The organism is Mycolicibacterium litorale, from assembly GCF_010731695.1.
GTDB classification, from domain to species: Bacteria; Actinomycetota; Actinomycetes; order Mycobacteriales; family Mycobacteriaceae; genus Mycobacterium; species Mycobacterium litorale.
Window position 1 is genome coordinate 1,910,845 of record NZ_AP022586.1, and the last position, 18,997, is coordinate 1,929,841.

Annotated in this window: 17 protein-coding genes; 3 read left to right on the forward strand and 14 right to left on the reverse strand. The window is 68.8% G+C overall.

Translation table 11 applies throughout. The annotated features are described in order from the left end of the window. Positions 1 to 23: 23 nt before the first annotated feature. Complete coding sequence (locus G6N30_RS08920) at positions 24 to 773, reverse strand: decaprenylphospho-beta-D-erythro-pentofuranosid-2-ulose 2-reductase (RefSeq protein WP_134051968.1); 750 nt, start codon at positions 771 to 773, stop codon at positions 24 to 26. 36 nt (positions 774 to 809) lie between these two features. On the opposite strand from G6N30_RS08920, the gene G6N30_RS08925 reads away from it, so the two are divergent. Continuing rightward, the gene (locus tag G6N30_RS08925; RefSeq protein WP_134051970.1) at positions 810 to 1,235 is read left to right on the forward strand and encodes a F420-dependent biliverdin reductase; all 426 of its coding nucleotides are present in this window, start codon (positions 810 to 812) and stop codon (positions 1,233 to 1,235) included. Positions 1,236 to 1,265: 30 nt separating this feature from the next. Here G6N30_RS08925 and G6N30_RS08930 read toward each other — a convergent pair whose 3' ends face one another. Beyond that, the gene (locus G6N30_RS08930) at positions 1,266 to 2,408 is read right to left on the reverse strand and encodes a M24 family metallopeptidase (protein ID WP_134051972.1); all 1,143 of its coding nucleotides are present in this window, start codon (positions 2,406 to 2,408) and stop codon (positions 1,266 to 1,268) included. A gap of 52 nt (positions 2,409 to 2,460) precedes the next feature. On the opposite strand from G6N30_RS08930, the gene G6N30_RS08935 reads away from it, so the two are divergent. Then, positions 2,461 to 3,411 (forward strand): 5'-3' exonuclease, encoded by a 951-nt coding sequence (locus G6N30_RS08935; RefSeq protein WP_134051974.1) that lies wholly within the window; start codon positions 2,461 to 2,463, stop codon positions 3,409 to 3,411. 7 nt (positions 3,412 to 3,418) lie between these two features. Here G6N30_RS08935 and G6N30_RS08940 read toward each other — a convergent pair whose 3' ends face one another. From G6N30_RS08940 to G6N30_RS27200, 7 genes are all read right to left on the reverse strand, one after another. Continuing rightward, a complete protein-coding gene (locus tag G6N30_RS08940) occupies positions 3,419 to 4,198 on the reverse strand; it encodes a DUF4333 domain-containing protein (RefSeq protein WP_134051976.1) in 780 nt (259 codons plus the stop codon). A 41-nt stretch (positions 4,199 to 4,239) separates the two neighbouring features. Beyond that, the gene (locus G6N30_RS08945) at positions 4,240 to 6,996 is read right to left on the reverse strand and encodes a DEAD/DEAH box helicase (RefSeq protein ID WP_134051978.1); all 2,757 of its coding nucleotides are present in this window, start codon (positions 6,994 to 6,996) and stop codon (positions 4,240 to 4,242) included. Further along, positions 6,980 to 7,930, reverse strand: coding sequence for a twin-arginine translocase subunit TatC (gene tatC / locus G6N30_RS08950; RefSeq protein WP_134051980.1), 951 nt, complete (start codon positions 7,928 to 7,930; stop codon positions 6,980 to 6,982). The genes G6N30_RS08945 and tatC overlap by 17 nt, the downstream gene beginning before the upstream one ends. A 77-nt stretch (positions 7,931 to 8,007) precedes the next feature. Beyond that, a complete protein-coding gene (tatA, locus tag G6N30_RS08955) occupies positions 8,008 to 8,250 on the reverse strand; it encodes a Sec-independent protein translocase subunit TatA (RefSeq protein WP_134051982.1) in 243 nt (80 codons plus the stop codon). Positions 8,251 to 8,279: 29 nt separating this feature from the next. Further along, positions 8,280 to 9,257: a helix-turn-helix transcriptional regulator gene (locus G6N30_RS08960; RefSeq protein WP_134051984.1), complete on the reverse strand. Its 978-nt coding sequence runs from the start codon at positions 9,255 to 9,257 to the stop codon at positions 8,280 to 8,282. Continuing rightward, positions 9,254 to 10,234: a helix-turn-helix transcriptional regulator gene (locus G6N30_RS08965; protein ID WP_134051986.1), complete on the reverse strand. Its 981-nt coding sequence runs from the start codon at positions 10,232 to 10,234 to the stop codon at positions 9,254 to 9,256. Before G6N30_RS08965 ends, G6N30_RS08960 begins: the two co-directional genes overlap by 4 nt. Before the next feature lie 125 nt (positions 10,235 to 10,359). Next, positions 10,360 to 11,160, reverse strand: a complete 801-nt coding sequence (locus tag G6N30_RS27200) for an EspK C-terminal domain-containing protein (protein ID WP_244964989.1) — start codon at positions 11,158 to 11,160, stop codon at positions 10,360 to 10,362. Between the two features lie 76 nt (positions 11,161 to 11,236). Here G6N30_RS27200 and G6N30_RS27340 point away from each other — a divergent pair, with 76 nt between their 5' ends. Then, entirely contained in the window at positions 11,237 to 11,365 is a 129-nt protein-coding gene (locus tag G6N30_RS27340; RefSeq protein WP_264007010.1) for a hypothetical protein, read from the forward strand. A 1,294-nt stretch (positions 11,366 to 12,659) separates the two neighbouring features. Here G6N30_RS27340 and G6N30_RS08975 read toward each other — a convergent pair. The 5 genes from G6N30_RS08975 to G6N30_RS08995 form a co-directional block, all read right to left on the reverse strand. Then, positions 12,660 to 13,667, reverse strand: coding sequence for an ESX-1 system-associated protein (locus G6N30_RS08975; RefSeq protein ID WP_234880081.1), 1,008 nt, complete (start codon positions 13,665 to 13,667; stop codon positions 12,660 to 12,662). A 226-nt stretch (positions 13,668 to 13,893) separates the two neighbouring features. Then, positions 13,894 to 14,739 (reverse strand): hypothetical protein, encoded by an 846-nt coding sequence (locus tag G6N30_RS08980; RefSeq protein WP_234880168.1) that lies wholly within the window; start codon positions 14,737 to 14,739, stop codon positions 13,894 to 13,896. Positions 14,740 to 14,927: 188 nt separating this feature from the next. After that, positions 14,928 to 16,286 carry a Pup--protein ligase gene (gene pafA / locus G6N30_RS08985; RefSeq protein WP_011559863.1) on the reverse strand — a complete coding sequence of 453 codons (1,359 nt, stop codon included), beginning with the start codon at positions 16,284 to 16,286 and terminating at the stop codon, positions 14,928 to 14,930. An 87-nt stretch (positions 16,287 to 16,373) separates the two neighbouring features. Further along, positions 16,374 to 17,162, reverse strand: coding sequence for an IclR family transcriptional regulator (locus G6N30_RS08990; RefSeq protein ID WP_134051992.1), 789 nt, complete (start codon positions 17,160 to 17,162; stop codon positions 16,374 to 16,376). Between the two features lie 10 nt (positions 17,163 to 17,172). Next, positions 17,173 to 18,996, reverse strand: coding sequence for a putative nucleotidyltransferase substrate binding domain-containing protein (locus G6N30_RS08995; protein ID WP_134051994.1), 1,824 nt, complete (start codon positions 18,994 to 18,996; stop codon positions 17,173 to 17,175). Position 18,997: the final 1 nt, after the last annotated feature.

An 18,997-nucleotide genomic window follows, 5' to 3' on the forward strand; every position in this document is an offset into this window, starting at 1 on the left:
GACGACCACGACCCGGTGGGCGTTCACCTCGGCATCCTGCGCCACACCGCCCGCGGCAACAACCGCATGACGACCACCGCGGCGCCCAGCATCCGAGGGATCCACACCTCGCGCCGCCCTTTGGCCAGGGCCCGCACCGTCGCCTCGGCCACCTGCGCGGGAGTGCTCGACATCGGCGCTGGGTCCATGCCTTCGGTCATCCTCCCAATAACGAAGCCGGGCCGCACCAGCAGCAGGTGCACCCCCGACCCGTGCAGCGCGTCGGCCAGACCGCTGGCGAAGCCGTCGAGCCCTGCCTTGGCCGACCCGTAGACGTAGTTGGCGCGGCGGACGCGGGCCCCGGCCACCGAGGAGAACACCACCAGCGATCCGCTGCCCGCCTCCCGCATGGTCGCCGCCAGCACGGTCAGCAGGCTGACCTGCGCGACGTAGTCGGTGTGCACGATCGCCGCGGCGTGTGCGGGGTCGCGTTCGGCGCGTGCCTGGTCACCGAGGATGCCGAAGGCGACGACGGCGGTACGGATCGGGCCGTGTTCGGCTTCGATGCGGGCCACCAGCGGGCCATGCCCGGTCAGGTCGTCGGCGTCGAACTCCACGGTGTGCACGGCCGCCGCCCCCGCCGCCCGGACCGCGCGGACCTCCTCGTCGAGTTGGTCGGCCCGGCGCGCGGCGAGCACGACCGTCGCGCCCCGCGCCAATCGCGTCGCCACCTCGACGCCGATCTCGCTGCGCCCCCCGAAGATCACCACCAACCCGCCATCCGTGTCTTTCACGGCTGCGATTATTCACCTGCGCTAGCGTGGGCACCGATGGCTACATCAGGTCGCAAGGCCACCACGCGGCTCACCAGCGATGCACTGGCGTTCCTGACCGAACGCCATCTCGCCATGCTGACCACACTGCGGTCGGACAATTCGCCGCACGTCGTGGCCGTCGGGTTCACGTTCGACCCCAAGACGCACATCGCCCGGGTCATCACCTCCGGCGGCTCGCAGAAGGCCGTCAACGCCGAACAGCGGGGTGTCGCGGTGCTCAGCCAGGTCGACGGGGCCCGCTGGCTGTCGCTGGAGGGCAAGTCGACCGTCAACTCCGATCCGGATGCGGTGCGCGACGCCGAGTTGCGCTACGCCCAGCGGTACCGCACGCCGCGGGTCAACCCCGAGCGCGTGGTGATCGAGGTGCGCGTGGAGCGGGTGCTGGGCTCCTCGCAGCTGCTCGACCGCTCCACCGACTAGCCGCGATTCTGTGTCTGCTCGCGGGCAGGGTCAGGCCGTCGCGTCGGGTCCGGCCGGCACCACGACGAGATCGTGCGGCCGGTTGTTGACCGACTCGGCGCCGTCCTCGGTGACGATCACGATGTCCTCGATGCGGGCGCCCCACTGCCCCGGAAAGTAGATCCCCGGTTCCACGCTGAACGCCATACCCGCCTCCAGCGGCAGGTCGTTGCCGGCGACGATGTAGGGCTCCTCGTGCACCGACAGGCCGATGCCGTGACCGGTGCGGTGCACGAACGCCTCGGCGAGCCCTTCGGCGGCGAGCACGTCGCGGGCGGCGGCATCGATCTGCTCGGCGGTGACGCCCGGCCGGACCGCCTCGACGGCGGCCTGCTGAGCGCGCTGCAGGACGGCGTAGCGGCGCGCCACCTCGGGATCCGGTTCGCCGAGGCTGTAGGTGCGGGTGCAATCGGAGTTGTAGCCGGGGTCGTAGGGTCCGCCGATGTCGACGACGACGATGTCACCAGCGCGCAGTTCGCGGTCGGAGCATTCGTGGTGCGGGTCGGCACCGTGCGGGCCGGACCCCACGATGATGAATGCGACCTCCGAATGTCCCTCGGCCACAATGGCTTCGGCGATGTCGGCGGCGACGTCGGCCTCGGTGCGGCCGGCCACCAGGAACTCCGGCACCCGGGCGTGCACCCGGTCGATCGCCGCGCCGGCCTTGCGCAGCGCGTCGATCTCGGCGGCGTCCTTCTGCATGCGCAGCCGGCGCAGCACATCGGTGGCCAGCACCGGCACCTCGCCGAGCACGCCGGCCAACGGCAGCAGGTGCAGTGCGGGCATGGAATCGGTCACCGCCGTGTGTGCCGGCGCACCGCCGAGCGCCTCGGCCACCAGCTGGTACGGGTTGTCGCCGTCGACCCAATCCTGGACCGCCACACCGAGTTCGGGGATCGCGGACTCCTTCAGCGCCGCCAGCTCCAGCCGCGGCACCACCACCGTCGGGTTCCCTTGGGCCGGCAGCACCAGCGCGGTAAGCCGCTCGAAGGTCTGCGCCCGGGAACCGACCAGGTAGCGCAGGTCGTAACCCGGGGTGATGATCAGCCCGGCCAGCCCGGCCTCTCCCGCGGCGGCCGCGGCGGCCCGGAGTCGTCGGGCGTAGACATCGGTGCTGAATCGGCTGCCGGTCATGGTGACAAGGCTACTGCGGGGCAACGGGGCGCGGCCGGTAGCTTTGAGCACCATGGCCGCACCCCTGTTGCTCCTCGACGGCGCCAGCATGTGGTTCCGCTCCTACTTCGCGCTCCCGTCCTCGATCACCGCACCGGACGGCCGGCCGGTCAACGCGGTGCGCGGTTTCCTGGACACCGTCGCGATGCTCATCGGACGTGAGCGGCCGTCACGGCTCGTGGTCTGCCGCGACGACGACTGGCGGCCGCAGTGGCGCGTCGACCTGGTCCCGTCGTACAAGGCGCACCGAGTCGCCGAGCCGCAGCCCGCGGGCACCGACGTCGAGGTGGTGCCCGACGACCTCACGCCGCAGGTGGACATGATCATGGCCATTCTGGACGCGTTCGGGATCCCCCACGCCGGCGCACCGGGATTCGAGGCGGACGACGTGCTGGGCACACTGGCCGCCGCCGAGACGCGCGACCGGGTGATCGTGGTCAGCGGCGACCGCGACATGCTGCAGGTCGTGCGCGACGAGCCGGTCGAGGTGCGGGTGCTCTACCTGGGCCGCGGGATGAGCAAAGCCACCCTGTTCGGGCCCGCCGAGGTGGCCGAGCAGTATGCGGTCCCCAAGGAACGGGCCGGCGCGGCGTACGCGGAGTTGGCACTGATGCGCGGCGACCCGTCCGACGGACTGCCGGGGGTACCCGGAGTCGGCGAGAAGACGGCCGCCACGCTGCTGGCCCAGTTCGGTTCGCTGTCGGCGATCGTCGCCGCCGCGCACGATCCGAAATCCAGGATGTCGAAGGCTTACCGCAAGAAGCTGCTGGCCGCCGCCGATTACATCGAGGCCGCCGAACCCGTGGTGCGCGTCGCCACCGACGCGCCGGTCAGCATGTCGACGAAGACCGACGAGTTACCGCTGGCCGCAGCGCATCCGCGCAAGGTCGCCCAGTTGGCGGGCGACCTGGGCGTCACGTCGTCGGTCGGGCGGCTGCAGAAGGCGCTCGACGCCTTGGATTAGCGGAAGACTAGCGGGGCCGGCCGACCTCGTAGGTGCCGTCGTCGTCCTGGAAGGTCACGGTGACTTCACGTTTGGTGCCGTCGATGCTGACCTCGCAGTCGAACGTCGCACCCTTGCGCACCTCGGGGCTCTCACCGTTGTTGCATTTGACGTCGCGGACGTTCTTGGCGCCGTAGCCGTTCGACTCGTCGGTGAGGATCTGCTGGACCCCGGACTGCGCGGCGTTGACGTCGAGCTTGGTCGTCACGAAGAACCCGGGCTTCCAGAAGCCGAGCACCCCGACCACGGCGAGGATGACCAGGACGAGAACACCGAGGACGCCGCCGATCACGGCCATCGACCGCTTGGAGCCCTCTTCGCCGCCCGGCGGCGGGAACGATCCGTACTGACCCGGCTGGCCGTACTGCTGGCCCGGTTGTCCGTACTGCTGGCCCGGCTGCCCGTACTGCGGCTGACCGTACTGCGGCTGCTGGCCGTACTGCGGCTGACCGTACTGCGGCTGACCGTACTGGGGCTGACCGTACTGCGGCTGGGCGTACTGCTCGGTCGGCGGGTAGGGCTGGTACGGCGGCTGCTGCTGAGTCGGCTGCTGGTACTGCGGATACTGCTGCGGCGTGTACGCCGGAGGTTGCTGCCAGGACGGGTCCTGCGGGGTCGCCTGCTCGCCGCCCTGCCCGGGTGACTGCCACTGCGTGCTCGACGGGTCGCCGGCCGGCTGATCCTTGCCCGCGTCCGGGTTTTGACCGGCCCACGGCTGCGTCGGATCAGGTCCCTGCGGTCCGCTCATCGTGTCTCCTTGGTCCTCGCTCGGCTCGCTGGCAACACACACTACCCCGCATCAACTGCCACGACGCCGCGTCGAATGTCGTTGATCGCGCGTTTCGCGGCGGCCCGCAACGCGGGTGTCGGCGCCGCGTTGCGGACCTGGTCGAGCAGGTCGAGGACCTGCCGGCACCACCGCACGAAATCACCCGCGGACAGCGGTGACCCGCCGCCGGTGGCATCCGATGCGGCCAGTGCGGTGGTCAGATCGCCGGTGGTTGCCCAGCGGTAGATCGCGGTGACGAAACCCTCGTCGGGTTCCCGGCTGGGGCTGATGCGGTGGCGTTGTTCGTCGGCGCGCAGTTCCGCCGACACCCGGCGGGTCTGGTTCAGCGCCCGCCGCACCTTGCCCGTCGGCGCCTCCGAACCGGCAGGCACACCGGGCGTGTCGCCGCGGGATTCGAACAGCACCGACGACAGCACCGCCGCGAGCTCGGCGCCCTCGAGACCCTCCCAGGCGCGCGCACGCAGACACTCCGCGACCAGCAGGTCGCTCTCGCTGTAGATGCGGGCCAGCAGGCGGCCGTCGTCGGTGACCGTCGGGTCGTCCCCTGTGGTGTCGATGAAACCGCGTTCGCCGAGCAGCACGACGATCCGGTCGAAGGTGCGGGCCAGCGAGTTGGTCGCCGCGGCCACCTTCTTCTGGATCTGGTCGTTGTCCCGTTCGATGCGCAGGTACCGCTCGGCCAGCCGGGACTTGTCCTCGCGGTCGGGCAGGTGGTGTGCCGGGTGGCGGCGCATCGTCTCGCGCAGCGCGACGAGTTCGGGATCGATGTCGTCGTCCTGCTGGGCGCCCTTGCGGCGGCCGCGGCTCTCCGGCATGGCCATCCCGGCCGCGGCGGACAGCAGTGCCGATGCCAGGTCGCGGCGCACTCGGGGATTGCGGTGCTCGATGCGTTTGGGCAGCGTCATGGTGCCGACGCGCGGTGTGGCGCCGGTGAAGTCGGCCGAGGAGATGCGACCCGCCCAGCGGTGCTCGGTCAGCACGAGCGGCCGCGGGTCGTCGGTATCGCGGGCGGATTCGAGGACGACGGCCAGTCCCCCGCGGCGGCCCGAGGTGATGGTGATGATGTCGCCGCGGCGCAGCGCGCTGAGCGCGTCGTTGGCGGCCGCGCGACGCTGCACGCGCGAGGACCGGGACTGTGCGCGTTCACGTTCGGAGATCTTCGCGCGCAGCCGGACGTAGTCGAGGATCGGCGCGTCGCGGCCGCCGAGTTCGGCGGCGATCTCGTCGAGCATCCGTTCACCGCGTTCGACGCCGCGCCGCAGCCCCACCACCGACCGGTCGGCCTGGTACTGGGCGAAGGACTGCTCGAGCAGTTGGCGGGCCTGCGCCGGACCCATCTGCTGGACCAGGTTGATGGTCATGTTGTACGACGGCGCGAAGGAACTGCGCAGCGGGAAGGTGCGGGTCGACGCCAGCCCCGCCACCTCGACGGGTTCCACGTCGGAGGTCCACAACACCACCGCGTGACCCTCGACGTCGATGCCGCGGCGCCCGGCCCGGCCGGTCAGCTGCGTGTACTCCCCCGGTGTCAGGGGCATGTGCTGTTCGCCGTTGAACTTGACCAGCTTCTCGAGCACGACGGTGCGGGCGGGCATGTTGATGCCCAAAGCCAGTGTCTCGGTGGCGAACACCGCTTTGACCAGGCCTGCGGTGAAGAGCTCTTCGACGGTGTGGCGGAAGACGGGCAGCATGCCGGCGTGGTGGGCCGCCAGACCGCGCAGCAGCCCCTCACGCCACTCGTGGTAGTCCAGGACGATCAGGTCGGCCTCGTCGAGATCCCTGCAGCGGCGGTCGATCACCTCCGCGATGCGCTGACGCTCCTCGTTGGAGGTCAGCCGCAGAGGTGAGCGCAGGCACTGTTTGACCGCGGCGTCGCACCCGGCGCGGGAGAACACGAACGTGATGGCCGGCAGCAGTCCTTCGCGGTCCAGGGCGGCGATGACGTCGGGGCGTGCCGGCGGCCGGTACATCGTCGGCCGGCTGCGGTGGCTGGACCGGCCCCGCCCGCGCGGCTGCCAGTCGCCGAGGCGGTCGGCTTCGCGACGGTGGGCGATGTGACGCAGCAGCTCGGGATCGACGACGAGTTCACGTCCCGTGCGCGCGCCGACGTGCGCGCGGTAGTCGAACAGGTCGAACAGCCGCTTGCCGACCAACACGTGCTGCCACAGCGGGACCGGCCGGTGTTCGTCGACCACCACGGTGGTGTCGCCGCGCACGGTCTGGATCCAACCGCCGAACTCCTCGGCGTTGCTCACCGTCGCCGACAGGCTGACCAGCCGCACCTCGTCGGGCAGGTGCAGGATCACCTCTTCCCACACCGCGCCGCGCATCCGGTCGGCCAGGAAGTGCACCTCGTCCATCACGACATACGAGAGACCCTGCAGCGCGGGTGAATTGGCGTAGAGCATGTTGCGCAGCACTTCGGTGGTCATCACGACGATGTCGGCGTCACCGTTGATGGACTGGTCGCCGGTGAGCAGCCCGATGTTTTCCGGCCCGTACCGGCGGACCAGGTCGGCGTGCTTCTGGTTACTCAGCGCCTTGATCGGGGTGGTGTAGAAGCACTTGCCGCCGGACGCCAGGGCCAGGTGCACGGCGAATTCGCCGACGACGGTCTTACCGGCGCCGGTGGGTGCGCACACGAGGACGCCGTGGCCGCTTTCGAGTGCCTCGCAACCGCGGATCTGGAACGGGTCGAGCGCGAACGGCATTCCCGCGGCGAACGCGGCGAGCTGGGTGTCAGGTGGATTCGTCATGAATGGTGGACCGCGAGGGGGTCGACACCGCGCTGGGCGGTTCGATGGGTTCGACGCCGCCGATCGGTGCGGCCTCGTCCTCGGGCACGGTCTGGGCGGCTTCCCGCTTCGCTTTGCGCTTGTCGTGGATGCGGCCGATCTGGATGGCCACCTCGAGCAGCACGGTGAGCGCGCACGCCAGCGCGAGCATGGAGAACGGGTCGGAGCCGGGGGTGAAGAAGGCGGCGAAGACGAACAGCGCGAAGATCAGGCCGCGCCGCCACGCCTTGAGCTTCTCGTAGGGCAGCATCCCGATGAAGTTCAGCATGACGATCAGCAGCGGGAACTCGAAGCTGAAGCCGAACACCAGCAGCAGGTTGATCAGGAAGCCGAAGTACTGGTCGCCGGACAGGGCGGTGACCTGCACATCGCTGCCGACGGTGAGCAGGAAGCCGAGGGCCTGGGCGAGCACCACGTAGGCCAGCACCGCGCCGCCGATGAACAGCACCGCGCCGACGGTGACGAAGGCCATCGCGAACCGGCGTTCGTTGCGGTACAGGCCGGGGGTGATGAACGCCCACAGCTGGTGCAGCCACACCGGGCAGGCCAGCACGATGCCGGCCATGAGCGCCACTTTCAGGCGCAGCATGAACTGGTCGAACGGTGCGGTCGCCAGCAGGCGGCACTGCCCGTCGTCGGTGATCGAGGCGCGGGCGTAGTCGGGCAGCGCACAGTAGGGGCCGCGCAGCCATTCGCCCAGGCTGTGGAAGCCGAAGATGCCGTGGCTGTACCAGAAGAAGCCCAGGACGGTCGTCAGCACGATCGCCGCAGCGGCGATCAGGAGCCGGTTGCGCAGTTCGTGAAGATGCTCGACCAACGACATGGTGCCGTCGGGATTGACTCGTGCGCGACGGTTGCGCGGATTGAGCCGCTTGAGGAATCCGGGGGTTTGCACGTGTAGTTGCCTAGGGGCCGCCGACGCGCGCGGCCTGACGACGCGGCGTCAGGCCGCGTGGTTCGGAAAGCGTGGGGTCAGGCCGACCGTTTGTCGGACTGTTCGGCCGTCGGGTTGGCCGTGTCGATGCGCTCGGAGGCGATGGGCGTGGCGGGCGGGTTGTCGGCCTTGCCCTCCGCCTGCATCTCCTTGACCTCGGACTTGAAGATCCGCATGGACTTGCCCAGCGAGCGGGCCGCATCCGGCAGCCTCTTGGCGCCGAACAGCAGCACGAACACCGCGATGACGATAACCCAGTGCCAGGGTTGTAGACCGCCCAAAATGCACCTCCTCGAAGTCGTTGCCGAGTCTACCCGTCGGCGGGGTCGTTCTCGTAGGCGAGCAGCGCCGCGGCCGCCGATGCGCGCACCTTGTCTGCCAGGTTCTGCGGTTCGAGCACGCGCACCGCCGAGCCGAAGCCGAGCACGAAGCGCGCCATCCAGTCGTCGGAGGCGTACGTCATCGCCGCTTCGCAGGCGCCGTCGGGCAGTTCGCGCACCACCCGCAGGGGGTAGTAGTCGAACATCCACGACGCCGACCGGTCGATCAGCAGGGTGGCCGACGGCAGCGCCGGGTCGGCGTCGAACAGCGACGTGTCGGGTCCGGCCTCGACCGCGGGCGGCGGCGGGGCGGCGGGTTCGTCGAGGACGCGGGCGTCGACGATGCGGTCGAAGCGGAACAGTCGCACGCCTTCGGCGGAGCGGCACCACGCCTCGAGGTAGGTGTGGTCGGCGACGAGGACCACACGGATGGGGTCGACGACGCGGCTGGTCAGCACGTCGTGGGAGGCCGAGTAGTACTCGATCATCAGTGCGCGGGCGTTGCGCACGGCGGTGCGGACGGCTGCGGCGGCTTCGCTTTCGACGGGGGCGGGTTCGTCGACGGCGGTGACGGCGTCGCCGATGTCGTGACCGACGGCGCCGGCGGCCTGTTCGATCTTGGCGATGGCGCTGCGGGCGGCTTCGGGGTCGACCATGCCGGGCACGTCGACCAGCGCGCGCAGCGCGACGAGCACGCCGGTGGCCTCGGGTGAGGTCAGGCGCAGCGGGTGGTCGATGCCGGCGGAGAAGGTGACCTCGATGGTGTCGCCGGAGAACTCGAAGTCGATGAGGTCGCCGGGGCCGTAGCCGGGCAGACCGCACATCCACAGTTGGTTGAGGTCGTCCTGGAGCTGTTTGACGGTGACGCCGAGGTCGGAGGCGGCTTCGGTGTAGGTGATGCGCGGGTTGGCCTGGAAGTACGGGACCATGTTGAGCAGCCGGACCAGCCGGTTCGAGACGGCGCTCATGCGGTGGCCTGCGCCCGGAGTCGGGCGATGACGTCGTCGCGCAGCGATTGGGGTTCGAGGGCGACGGCGTCGGCGCCGTAGCTGGCGACCTCGCGGGCCAGCTGGTCGAACATGCCGATGTCGACGGTGATCACCTCGCCGGCGCGGCCGCCCAGGGTCATGGGGCCTTCGATGACGGCTTGGCGGCGCAGCGCGGTGGCGCGACCGTTGGCGACCCAGACGCGGGCCTGGGTACCGGTGGGCCATTCGGCGACGGCGCGCCGGACGATCTCGCGCAGGTCGATGTCGTCGGGTTTGTGGACGGCTCCGGGCTCGCCGATGGTGGTGACGTCGTCGGCGATGCGAGACAGGCGGAAGGTGCGGGGGGCGTCGCGGTCACGGTCGTGGCCGACGAGGTACCAGCGGCCACGGTGGGTGACCACGCCCCAGGGTTCGACGGTTCGGGTGGTGTAGGGCTCGCTGCGGGCGGGGCGATGGCCGAATTGGACGGCGTAGCCGTCGTCGATGGCTTGCAGCAGGGTGCGCAGGACTTCTTCGGAGCCGCGGACGCCGGGCAGGGTGGCCGTGGAGATCGCGACGCTTTCGGCGGGGTCGACGTCGACGCCGGCGGCGCGCAGTTTGAGCAGGGCACCCTGGGTGGCGGTGATGAGTTCGGGTGACTCCCACAGCTGGGTGGCGACGGCGACGGCGGCGGCTTCGTCGGCGGTGAGTTCGACGGCGGGAAGGGCGTAGGCGTCGCGGTTGATGCGGTAGCCCTCGGTGGGGTCGAACTGGGAGACGCGGCCGGTTTCCAGCGGGATGCCGAGGTCGCGGAGTTCGTTCTTGTCCCGCTCGAACATGCGGGAGAAGGCTTCGTCGCTCGGGCTGTCGGCGTAGCCGGCGACGACCTGCCGGATGCGGTCGGCGGTGATGAAGGTGCGCGTCGAGAGCAGCGCGATGACGAGGTTCATCAGCCGTTCGACTTTGGAGGTCGCCACTCCTATGAGCTTAAGGCGTCGGAGGGTTGGGTTGGGACGACGACGCGGGGTGTGTGCCGGGGTTGCCGTCAAGCGGGTGGCATGTCACTTCGGAATCCGATAGTGCCGGCGATATCAGAGCTTGCCTACTGCTTGACGGCGATGGCGTCGTTGCTCATGACGCTGACGTGCTGCCAGTAGACCCAGTCGGCGATCGCCGCTCGTTGCGCCGTGGCGTCGACCGCTGTCTGCGCCTTGTGCAGCGCCAACTCCTGGGCGTGGTCGGCGTAGGCCGCCATCGCCTGGAGGTGGGGTACTCCGCGATCCGCCGAGGTGCTCATCAACGGCTTCATCACCTCGAACCACAACATCATCGAGTTGTCAGCCGGCGAAGCGGTGTCCGCAGGAGCCGGCGGCAACAAGTCACCGAGCATCGCGTCACCCACCGAGTCGAGCTGACGTGCGGCACTCGGCGCAATCACCTCCAGACGCGAGCGGCCGGCCATGTCACCGCGTTCGGGAATGTCATCGGGCCGAAGGATCACGCGGGCCGCGCCCGGGTCGAACCCGTCGAACTGCTCAGCCGTCGCCACCACGGCGCGCAACGGAATGTCGTGGTGCTGAGCCCAGCCGTGTAGGGCGAGCATGGGGAAGGTGGCCCACTTCGCACGTTCTTCGATCGGGATCGACTCGTCCGCGCTGACCATCTTCACCTGCTCAGGCAGCTTGACGCCGTCCGGGATGTAGCCGATGCCGTAGCTGTTGGCCACCAGGATCGTGCCATCCTTCGCGACACCAGTCGCCCAGAAAAAGCCGAAATCCATTGACTCAACCGCATTTAGCGCGGCCGCGACGCGACGAGCGACCTGCACCGGATCGCCGGCAGATTGGCGCCGCATGGAACCGGCAATGGCATCGCGCTCTGCGCGCGCCGCCGACACCGGCACTGGAGCCGGCGCCCCGACAGCAGACCCCGCGCTTGCAGGCGGAGGCGCCACCGGTGGCGGGGCTGCAGATGCCGGCATGACCGGCGCTGCCGGCGACGGTGTCGGCGGCGGACCCAACGGCATCGGCGGAGGCATGGCCGGACCACCCGACATCGGCACGCCACCGCCAGCTGACGGCGGAGCCACCGGCGCGACAGGCGCGTGAGCGGCGTTGGTCGTCACCGGGTTGGAAGGCGCCGCCTGAGCTGGGGGCGCAACGTCAGCCGGCGCCGGGGCGGCCATGGGCGCCGACGCAGGCTGCATTGGAGGGCCGATATTCGACAAGCTCTCTGCGATCGGCGGTGGCTGGATCGGGGGTTGTCCACCAGAGCCGGATGATGGCCCTGAGGCGCCGGTGCTCGGGTCAGAACCACTCACATCGCCAATTGACGATGGGCTGTCACTGATCGGAGTGCTTGGCGTGCCGCCTCCAGACGACCCGCCGCCCCCGACACCGGGAGACGCCGCACTACTCGAACCGCCTGCTCCGCTCAACCCCCCTGCTGCAGGTGATGACCCACCATTTATCGGCGCCCCCGTGACCCCAGACGAAGAGGGTCCAGGCACAGTGCCACTGGCAGGCGGAACGGAGGCCTTCGGAGGTGCCGGGTTGGGTCCTGGAAGCTCCGCGCGAGGAGGCGGAACGTACCCAGTAATTGCGTCGCCAGGTTGAGCCTCCCGCGGCTGGGGAACGCCAGTCTGTGCAGGTGGCATAGCAGGTGGCGGCGCGGCTTGTGGCGCAGTTCCTCCTTCGTTTTGAGCAGTTCTGAGCGGCTCAGTCGCTGTCGTCGGAGCGGCGGATGATGGCGGTCCCACGTAGCCGGCGCCGAGAGTCTCGCCGCGTTGGCCGTCCCGGGTGAAACCACTTACCAGCTGCACCTTATCGACGGGGCCGTCTCCAGTAGGGCCGATTTGCTCTTCGTCATCCGCCTCCTCGAATGGCGCTTGCGGCGGAAGGGGCTTCCCGCCGAGGCCTACCGCGAGAGAGTTCACCCTGTCTAAGTTTTCGAAGTATTTGGTATTGACGACCGAGCGTATGGCGGTTGTGGCATCTGCACCCGTCCTAGCGGCCTCGTCTTCAAGGTCATCAATTCGCTCTTGTCCCTTTTTGACGTTGCTGGTGATGGCCTCTTTTGCGTCCCCGATAGTGGTCGCTGCGTCTTCGCACCATGTGATTGCGTCGCGGAGCCGCTCCTCATGGTCAGCCATTGCTCGACCGTATTTATCGACTTTTCCACCCGCCTTCGAGGCACTCGCGCCGTGCCATACATGAGGGCTGTTAAACAGGGAAGCTTGTTGCGACTGCCAGTTCTGACGCGCACCAGTCAGAGCGGAAAGCGTCCGATTTAACTCGCTGGCACGATCTCTATAGATTGTCTCGTCTGTTTCAGGCCATGCGCCGTTACCGGTCATTTCGGCGGCAAAGCGTCCTGACGGCCTCTCGCCGCTTGCCTGACCAATCATTGCAGCGCCTTGCAACCGCTATCGATGATTCGCACCAGGTAGGTGGCCGCCTGGGCGAGGAAATTGTCGTTGGCATTGTAATCCGGGATTGCCTCCGCGAACCCCCGCCGGTACTGAGCTCCGAGCGTAGCGATATCTTCTAAGGTCGGGTTGCCGCTTTCGCGTCCCAGTTTTTCCACTTCATCGGCGTTGGCCACCATGGCACGTGCCGCCTTCTCGTTGATGTCCCTTTGTTCAGGGGTCCACTCAGCAGCGGGAATGGCCGGATCTATTGCAACCCAGTCAGCCGTTTCGTCGCCGAATCGATTAACCATGTCACTCCACTTCTGACAGGCGGGGTTATCCTGCTCAATAAAGATGGCAGGATCTGCCGGATCGCCAAGTGGCGCGATTGTTGTAGGCGTCGAAGGCGTGACGACTAACGGCGCAATTGCAGGCGCCGACTCATAGTCGATGGACGAGCAAATATTGGCCGTTGCGGTCACAATTGCATCGGTCGTGAAGGCAAGTTGTCGATCTTCACTGCGGTAATCCGGAATCGTTGCTACGAACTGATTAGAATAGGCGACGAATTGTTGGTAGAGCTCTCGCATTGCCCGATGGGGGGTATTCTTCGCTAGTTTTACTGTTTGACCGGCCGCACGGGACATCGCTTCGCCGACTGCCTCATACATCGCACGTTGGTCAGGCGTCCACGCGGTGGATGGGAGCAGCGGGTCCCTCTTGTCCCAGCCGACGGCCTTAGTTTCGTCTACATATTCCCGCGCAACCTTGCCCCACGCATCGCACGTCGGATCCTCGGTAATGATGTTGACCGGCCCAGTGTCGTTGGCACTCGCGAACTCCGATGCCTGACCGTCCCCAGGCGGCGTCGGCGAATTCCCATCGGAACCGTCCCGCGTCACCAAGATCGTCACCGTCACCGCCAACGCGACGACCAGCAACACGATCACACCACCCAGCACCCACTTGCCCTTACCGCCCTTGTGCGGCGGCGGCCCCATCGGCGGACCACCCCACGGCGGTTGCTGCGGCGGCGGACCCCACGGCGGCGGACCACTGAACTGCCCCTCACCCGCACCCGGCTGCGGACCACCCCACTGCGGCTGACCCCCGTACGGCGGCTGCCCGCCCTGCGGCGGCTGGCCACCATAGGGCGGCTGGCCGCCATACGGGTTCGGAGGGGGAGGCAAACTCATATGCGCACCTTCGCGTCAGAAACACTCACGGTTACAACACAATCGATGAATCCGCGGGCCGCGTGGGCGCCGGCTTCGGCGCGGGCGGCGGGGCATCAGGCGCGGCTTCTGCTTGCGGCGTTTCCGGGGCGGCGTGTCGCGGCACGTACTCGGGCGCCCGTTCCCCTGCCGCCTCGCCCGGCGCGGCGCCCTCCGGCTTCTCCTCCGCCGGCTCGTCCTTCTTCTCGCGCCGCTCCTCTTCGAGCCGGGCCTGCTCGTCCTTCTCGGCGTCGTCCCGTTCGCCGAGCTTGCTCGTCATCTGTCCGACCTGCTGCAGCCCGCTCTGAACGCCCTGCATGATCCCCTGCGGAATCTGCGCGGCCATGCCCGCGAGCTGCATCGGAATCTGAGCCGCCTGTTGCGCCAACTGCATCGGCATGCCCATCATCTGGCCCATTTGACCCATCTGCTGACCTGCATCGGCCCCGGCGGGGACGCCTCCCACCGCGCCACCACCAGCACCCGCAGCGGGCCCCCCGGCACCGGCCGCACCGGGAGCGCCGCCTCCGCCCGCTGCACCACCGCCCGGCGCACCTGCACCGTCCAACTCCGCCAGCGCCTTACGGATCTGATCGGCGATCTGCTGGTCGGTCTGCTCGTAGAGCCCGGCCGCCCTGATGATGTTCTCCGCCGTGGCCAGCGCTTCGGCCTTCGTCTTCGGCATGCCCTCGATGAGCGGCAATTCGATCTCGTTGGTCCGAGCGTTGAGCGCCAGCGACAGGGCGTCCGTCCCGGACGTCACCAGCGGTTGCAGCGGCTCCGGGATCGCCTGCGCACCGCTGACCAGACCGTTGCCCCCGTTAGCCAGCTCGCCGGTGTTGACTCTCAACTCGGTCATCGACACCCCCACTCACCCCGCGCGCGAAGCCGAGCCGTCGAACCCCCCAGCAAGTGCTTCGCCGACAAGATCAGACCCTCATCTGCCTCAGGACACGTCTCGACTACCCGTTCACGAATCGTCCAGCAAATGTTACCTGAGCACGACTCAACCCCACTGCACCAAATCTGCGTCAGTGGGGTCGAGAACTACATGCTGGCGATGAGCCGCTTGACCCGCTCATCGACCGACCGGAACGGGTCTTTGCAGAGCACCGTCCGCTGCGCCTGGTCATTGAGCTTCAGATGCACCCAGTCGACCGTGAAGTCGCGGCCGGCCTCCTGTGCGGCGCTGATGAATTCGCCCCGCAGTTTTGCGCGCGTGGTCTGCGGCGGGGTGTCGACGGCGGCGTCGATCTCCTCGTCGGTGGTGATCCGCGCCGCCAGCCCCTTGCGCTGCAGCAGGTCGAACACGCCGCGGCCGCGCTTGATGTCGTGGTAGGCGAGGTCGAGCTGGCTGATCTTCGGGTCGGACAGCTCCATGTTGTAGCGGTCCTGGTAGCGCTGGAACAGCTTGCGCTTGATCACCCAGTCGATCTCGGTGTCGACCTTCGCGAAGTCCTGGCTCTCGACCGCGTCGAGCTGGCGGCCCCACAGGTCCACCACCTGCTCGATCTGCGAGTTCGGCTCGCGAGTCTGCAGATAGTCGACAGCTCGCGAGTAGTACTCCCGCTGGATGTCCAGCGCGCTGGCCTGCCGCCCGCCGGCCAGCCGCACCGGGCGGCGTCCGGTCAGATCGTGGCTCACCTCGCGGATCGCGCGAATCGGGTTGTCCAGCGAGAAGTCGCGGAACGGCACCCCGGCTTCGATCATCTCCAGCACCAGCGAGGCGGTGCCCACCTTGAGCATGGTGGTCGATTCGCACATGTTGGAGTCGCCGACGATCACGTGCAGCCGACGGTACTTCTCGGCGTCGGCGTGCGGTTCGTCGCGCGTGTTGATGATCGGGCGCGAGCGGGTGGTGGCCGACGAGACGCCCTCCCAGATGTGCTCGGCGCGCTGGCTCAGGCAGAACGTCGCCGCCTTCGGCGTCTGCAGCACCTTGCCCGCACCGCAGATCAGCTGGCGGGTCACCAGGAACGGCAGCAGTACGTCGGAGATCCGGGAGAACTCACCGGCCCGCACGATCAGATAGTTCTCGTGGCATCCGTACGAATTGCCCGCCGAATCGGTGTTGTTCTTGAACAGGTAGATGTCGCCGCCGATGCCCTCATCGGCCAACCGCTGCTCGGCGTCGATGAGCAGGTCTTCGAGTACCCGCTCGCCGGCCCGGTCATGGGTCACCAACTGGATGAGGTTGTCGCATTCGGCGGTGGCGTACTCGGGGTGGGAACCGACATCGAGATACAGCCGTGCGCCATTGCGCAGGAAGACGTTCGAACTGCGGCCCCACGACACCACCCGCCGGAACAGATATCGGGCGACCTCGTCCGGACTGAGCCGGCGGTGGCCATGGAACGTGCAGGTCACGCCGAATTCGGTCTCGATCCCCATGATTCGTCGCTGCACCTCATCGAGCTTACGGGTTCGCCGCCGGTATCGGCATGCAAGCCGCTCGATAACGCGCCGTCGGCATGACACCGGGCGGGTGTTTCGTCACGCGGTGTCGGCGTCGATCCAGCCCAGCCGCCGGCTGATCGCGTCCGCGGCGGCGATCGTCTGCTTGGCGACCTCGGCCAACTTCTCCTCACCCATCCGGTACGACGGCCCCGAGACGCTCAGCGCGGCCACCACCTGCGCATTCGCGTCACGCACCGGAGCCGCGACCGCGTTCAGCCCCACCTCGAGTTCCTCGGTGACACTGGCCCACCCGCGTTCGCGCACTGTGGCCAGCTCGGCCAGCAGCGCGTCCACCGTCGCGAGGGTGTGCGGGGTGAACGACGTCAGCGGATCGCTCAGCCGGGCGCGCACGTCGGCCACGTCCAGGCCGGCCAGCAGCACCTTGCCGCTCGAGGTGGCGTGGGCGGGACAGCTCTGCCCCACCCAGGTGCGCAGCGTGATCTCGCCCGGTCCGATGGACTCGACGATGTTGACGATGCGGTTCTCGTCGAGGATTGCCACGTTCGTGGTCTCCCCGAGGTCGTCGGTGAGGCCGTCGCAGATGTCCTGGCTCAACCGGCCGAGGTCGAGGTGACCACTGCTGGCGCGCGCCAGCCGCGCGATCGCGAAGCCGAGCCGGTACTTCCCCCGGCCCGACACCTGCTCGACGTAGCCGCGCGACTCCAGCACCGCGATCAGCCGCGAGGCGGTGGACTTGTGCACGTCGAGTGCGGCCGCGATCTCGGTGACGCCGGCCTGCCCCGCCTTGGCGAGGATCTCCAGGACCACGAGCGCGCGGTCGACGGACTGCACCGCGGCGGCCGGCCTGTCGTCATCCCTGGGCATCGGCGCAAGCCTAAACGGGCGGGATCCCGGATTGGCGCACCCGCCGCTGTACGGCGGCGATCTCCCGCAGGCCTTCGTTGAGCAGGCTGCGGTTGAGCGGCGACAGTTCCGACATCGTGATGACGTCACCAGGCGTGTGCCCGGCGGTGAGTTGTTCGACCTGATGGGCCATGCGCAGCCGCTGCAACATCAAGAACACGTCGCCCAGCGTGGTGGCGTCCTGCGTGCTGATGGCCCGGGCCTGTGCGGCGGCCGCCAGCCGGGCCGGGGTGGTCGCGGTGGTCAGGCCGGCGCTCAGACCGCCCCACCGCGCCAGGTTGACGATCGGCGTGACGGCGTGGCTCTTGAGGTCGAACGTGCCGCCCCGGCGCGCCAGCACATCGCGCAGCGAGCGGGTCCGCACCCGCCCCGACAGTGCATCGAGCAACTGCAGCCGCAACGCTTCGGGATGGTCGCGCAGGCGCCGATACGCGGCGGCGGCGGTGTGCAGGGCGGTGTCGCCCCACACCACGCGCGCATCGATCAGCAGGGACGACATGATCAGGCCGCGGTCGCGCAGCGGGTGGTCGAGCCACTCCTGCGCGGCGGCCCGCCATTGCGAGGCCGGCCGGGAGAAGCCCGGCTTGGCCGCCACCGCGCCGTTACGGTCCGACGGCAGCCCGCAGCCGTCGAGGATGCTCTGGGTGCGGGCCGCGACGCCGCGCAGTTCGTCTGCGCGCGGCGCCGATTCGTCGGACCACGACAGGGCGCTGTCCACGTCGGACGACGGCATCGCCTCCCGCCGCGCCACGCTTCCCAGCGTCAGCCAGGCGAATCCCGCCGAGACGCCGCCCGTTTCGGCCAGCGCGATCTCGAGCGCGCGGCGCACCAGGCTGTCGACGACCACGGACAGGATCGCACTCGCCGCGGATGCCTTGGTGCCGTTGCGGAACAGCTCACCGGCCATCCCCCGCACCCGCTGCCCCACCCGCTGCAATTCGCGGGCGTCGGCGGCGGAACCGATCGCGCGGCGCAGCATGAAACTCTGCCGCGCCGACGCCGCGAGCAGATCCGCGTCCTCGAGAACGCCGATGACGTCGCCGCGTCCGGTCAGCACCGGCATGTGCCGCACGCCGCTCTCGAGCATCTCCATCAGCACCGTCTCGGTGGTCAGATCGGCGGTGACCGTGCGAGCCGGCGCGCTCATCACCCGGCTGATCTCGACGTCGACCGGGATACCCGCGGCAACCACCCGGGTCCGCAGATCCCGATCGGTGAAGATGCCAAGACCGCCGTCGGGCAGGCGGATCAACGCATACGACATCCGACGGCGGGTCATCTCGATGACGGCCTCACGCACCGAGGTGTGCGGGTCGACGGTGAGCACCTCGCTGTCCACCAGCTCGCCGACGGTCTGACCGCCCGCTGCGCCGAGGGGCCGCACCGCCTTGGTCGCGTTCCACGCCGAGGACGCCAGGAACGCCAGCCCGGCGGGACTGGCGAATTGCGACCGCACCAGCGCGCCGGGGAGCCGGATCAACCTGCTGGGCAGCGACGTTCGCGCCTCGAACTGCATACCGCCGCCGACGAGCATCGGCGTGTATCCGAAGATCCCGCCCCGGTTGACCGTGTCGATCACCGCGCCGTCCGCGCTCGCGTGCAGGCTGACCTGCCCGTCGAGCACCATCCAGACGTCGTCGGGCACCCGGCTGGCGTAGTCGGCGACCACCGCGCCGGCCGGGAACTCCTCCACCCGGGCGCCCGCCACCAGTTCGTCGAGGTCCTCGTCGGGCATCGACTGAAAGGGCGTGTGCTCGGCCAGAAAAGCCCGGACACCCGTGTCAGCGGCACCCACC

Coding starts and splice junctions, on each gene's coding strand:
- G6N30_RS08925 (WP_134051970.1), top strand. CDS start 810: ATGGCTACATCAGGTCGCAAGGCCACCACGCGGCTCACCAGCGATGCA.
- G6N30_RS08930 (WP_134051972.1), bottom strand. CDS start 2,408: ATGACCGGCAGCCGATTCAGCACCGATGTCTACGCCCGACGACTCCGG.
- G6N30_RS08935 (WP_134051974.1), top strand. CDS start 2,461: ATGGCCGCACCCCTGTTGCTCCTCGACGGCGCCAGCATGTGGTTCCGC.
- G6N30_RS08940 (WP_134051976.1), bottom strand. CDS start 4,198: ATGAGCGGACCGCAGGGACCTGATCCGACGCAGCCGTGGGCCGGTCAA.
- G6N30_RS08945 (WP_134051978.1), bottom strand. CDS start 6,996: ATGACGAATCCACCTGACACCCAGCTCGCCGCGTTCGCCGCGGGAATG.
- G6N30_RS08960 (WP_134051984.1), bottom strand. CDS start 9,257: ATGAGCGCCGTCTCGAACCGGCTGGTCCGGCTGCTCAACATGGTCCCG.
- G6N30_RS27340 (WP_264007010.1), top strand. CDS start 11,237: ATGACCGGCGCTGCCGGCGACGGTGTCGGCGGCGGACCCAACGGCATC.
- G6N30_RS08975 (WP_234880081.1), bottom strand. CDS start 13,667: ATGGGGCCGCCGCCGCACAAGGGCGGTAAGGGCAAGTGGGTGCTGGGT.
- G6N30_RS08980 (WP_234880168.1), bottom strand. CDS start 14,739: ATGACCGAGTTGAGAGTCAACACCGGCGAGCTGGCTAACGGGGGCAAC.
- G6N30_RS08990 (WP_134051992.1), bottom strand. CDS start 17,162: ATGCCCAGGGATGACGACAGGCCGGCCGCCGCGGTGCAGTCCGTCGAC.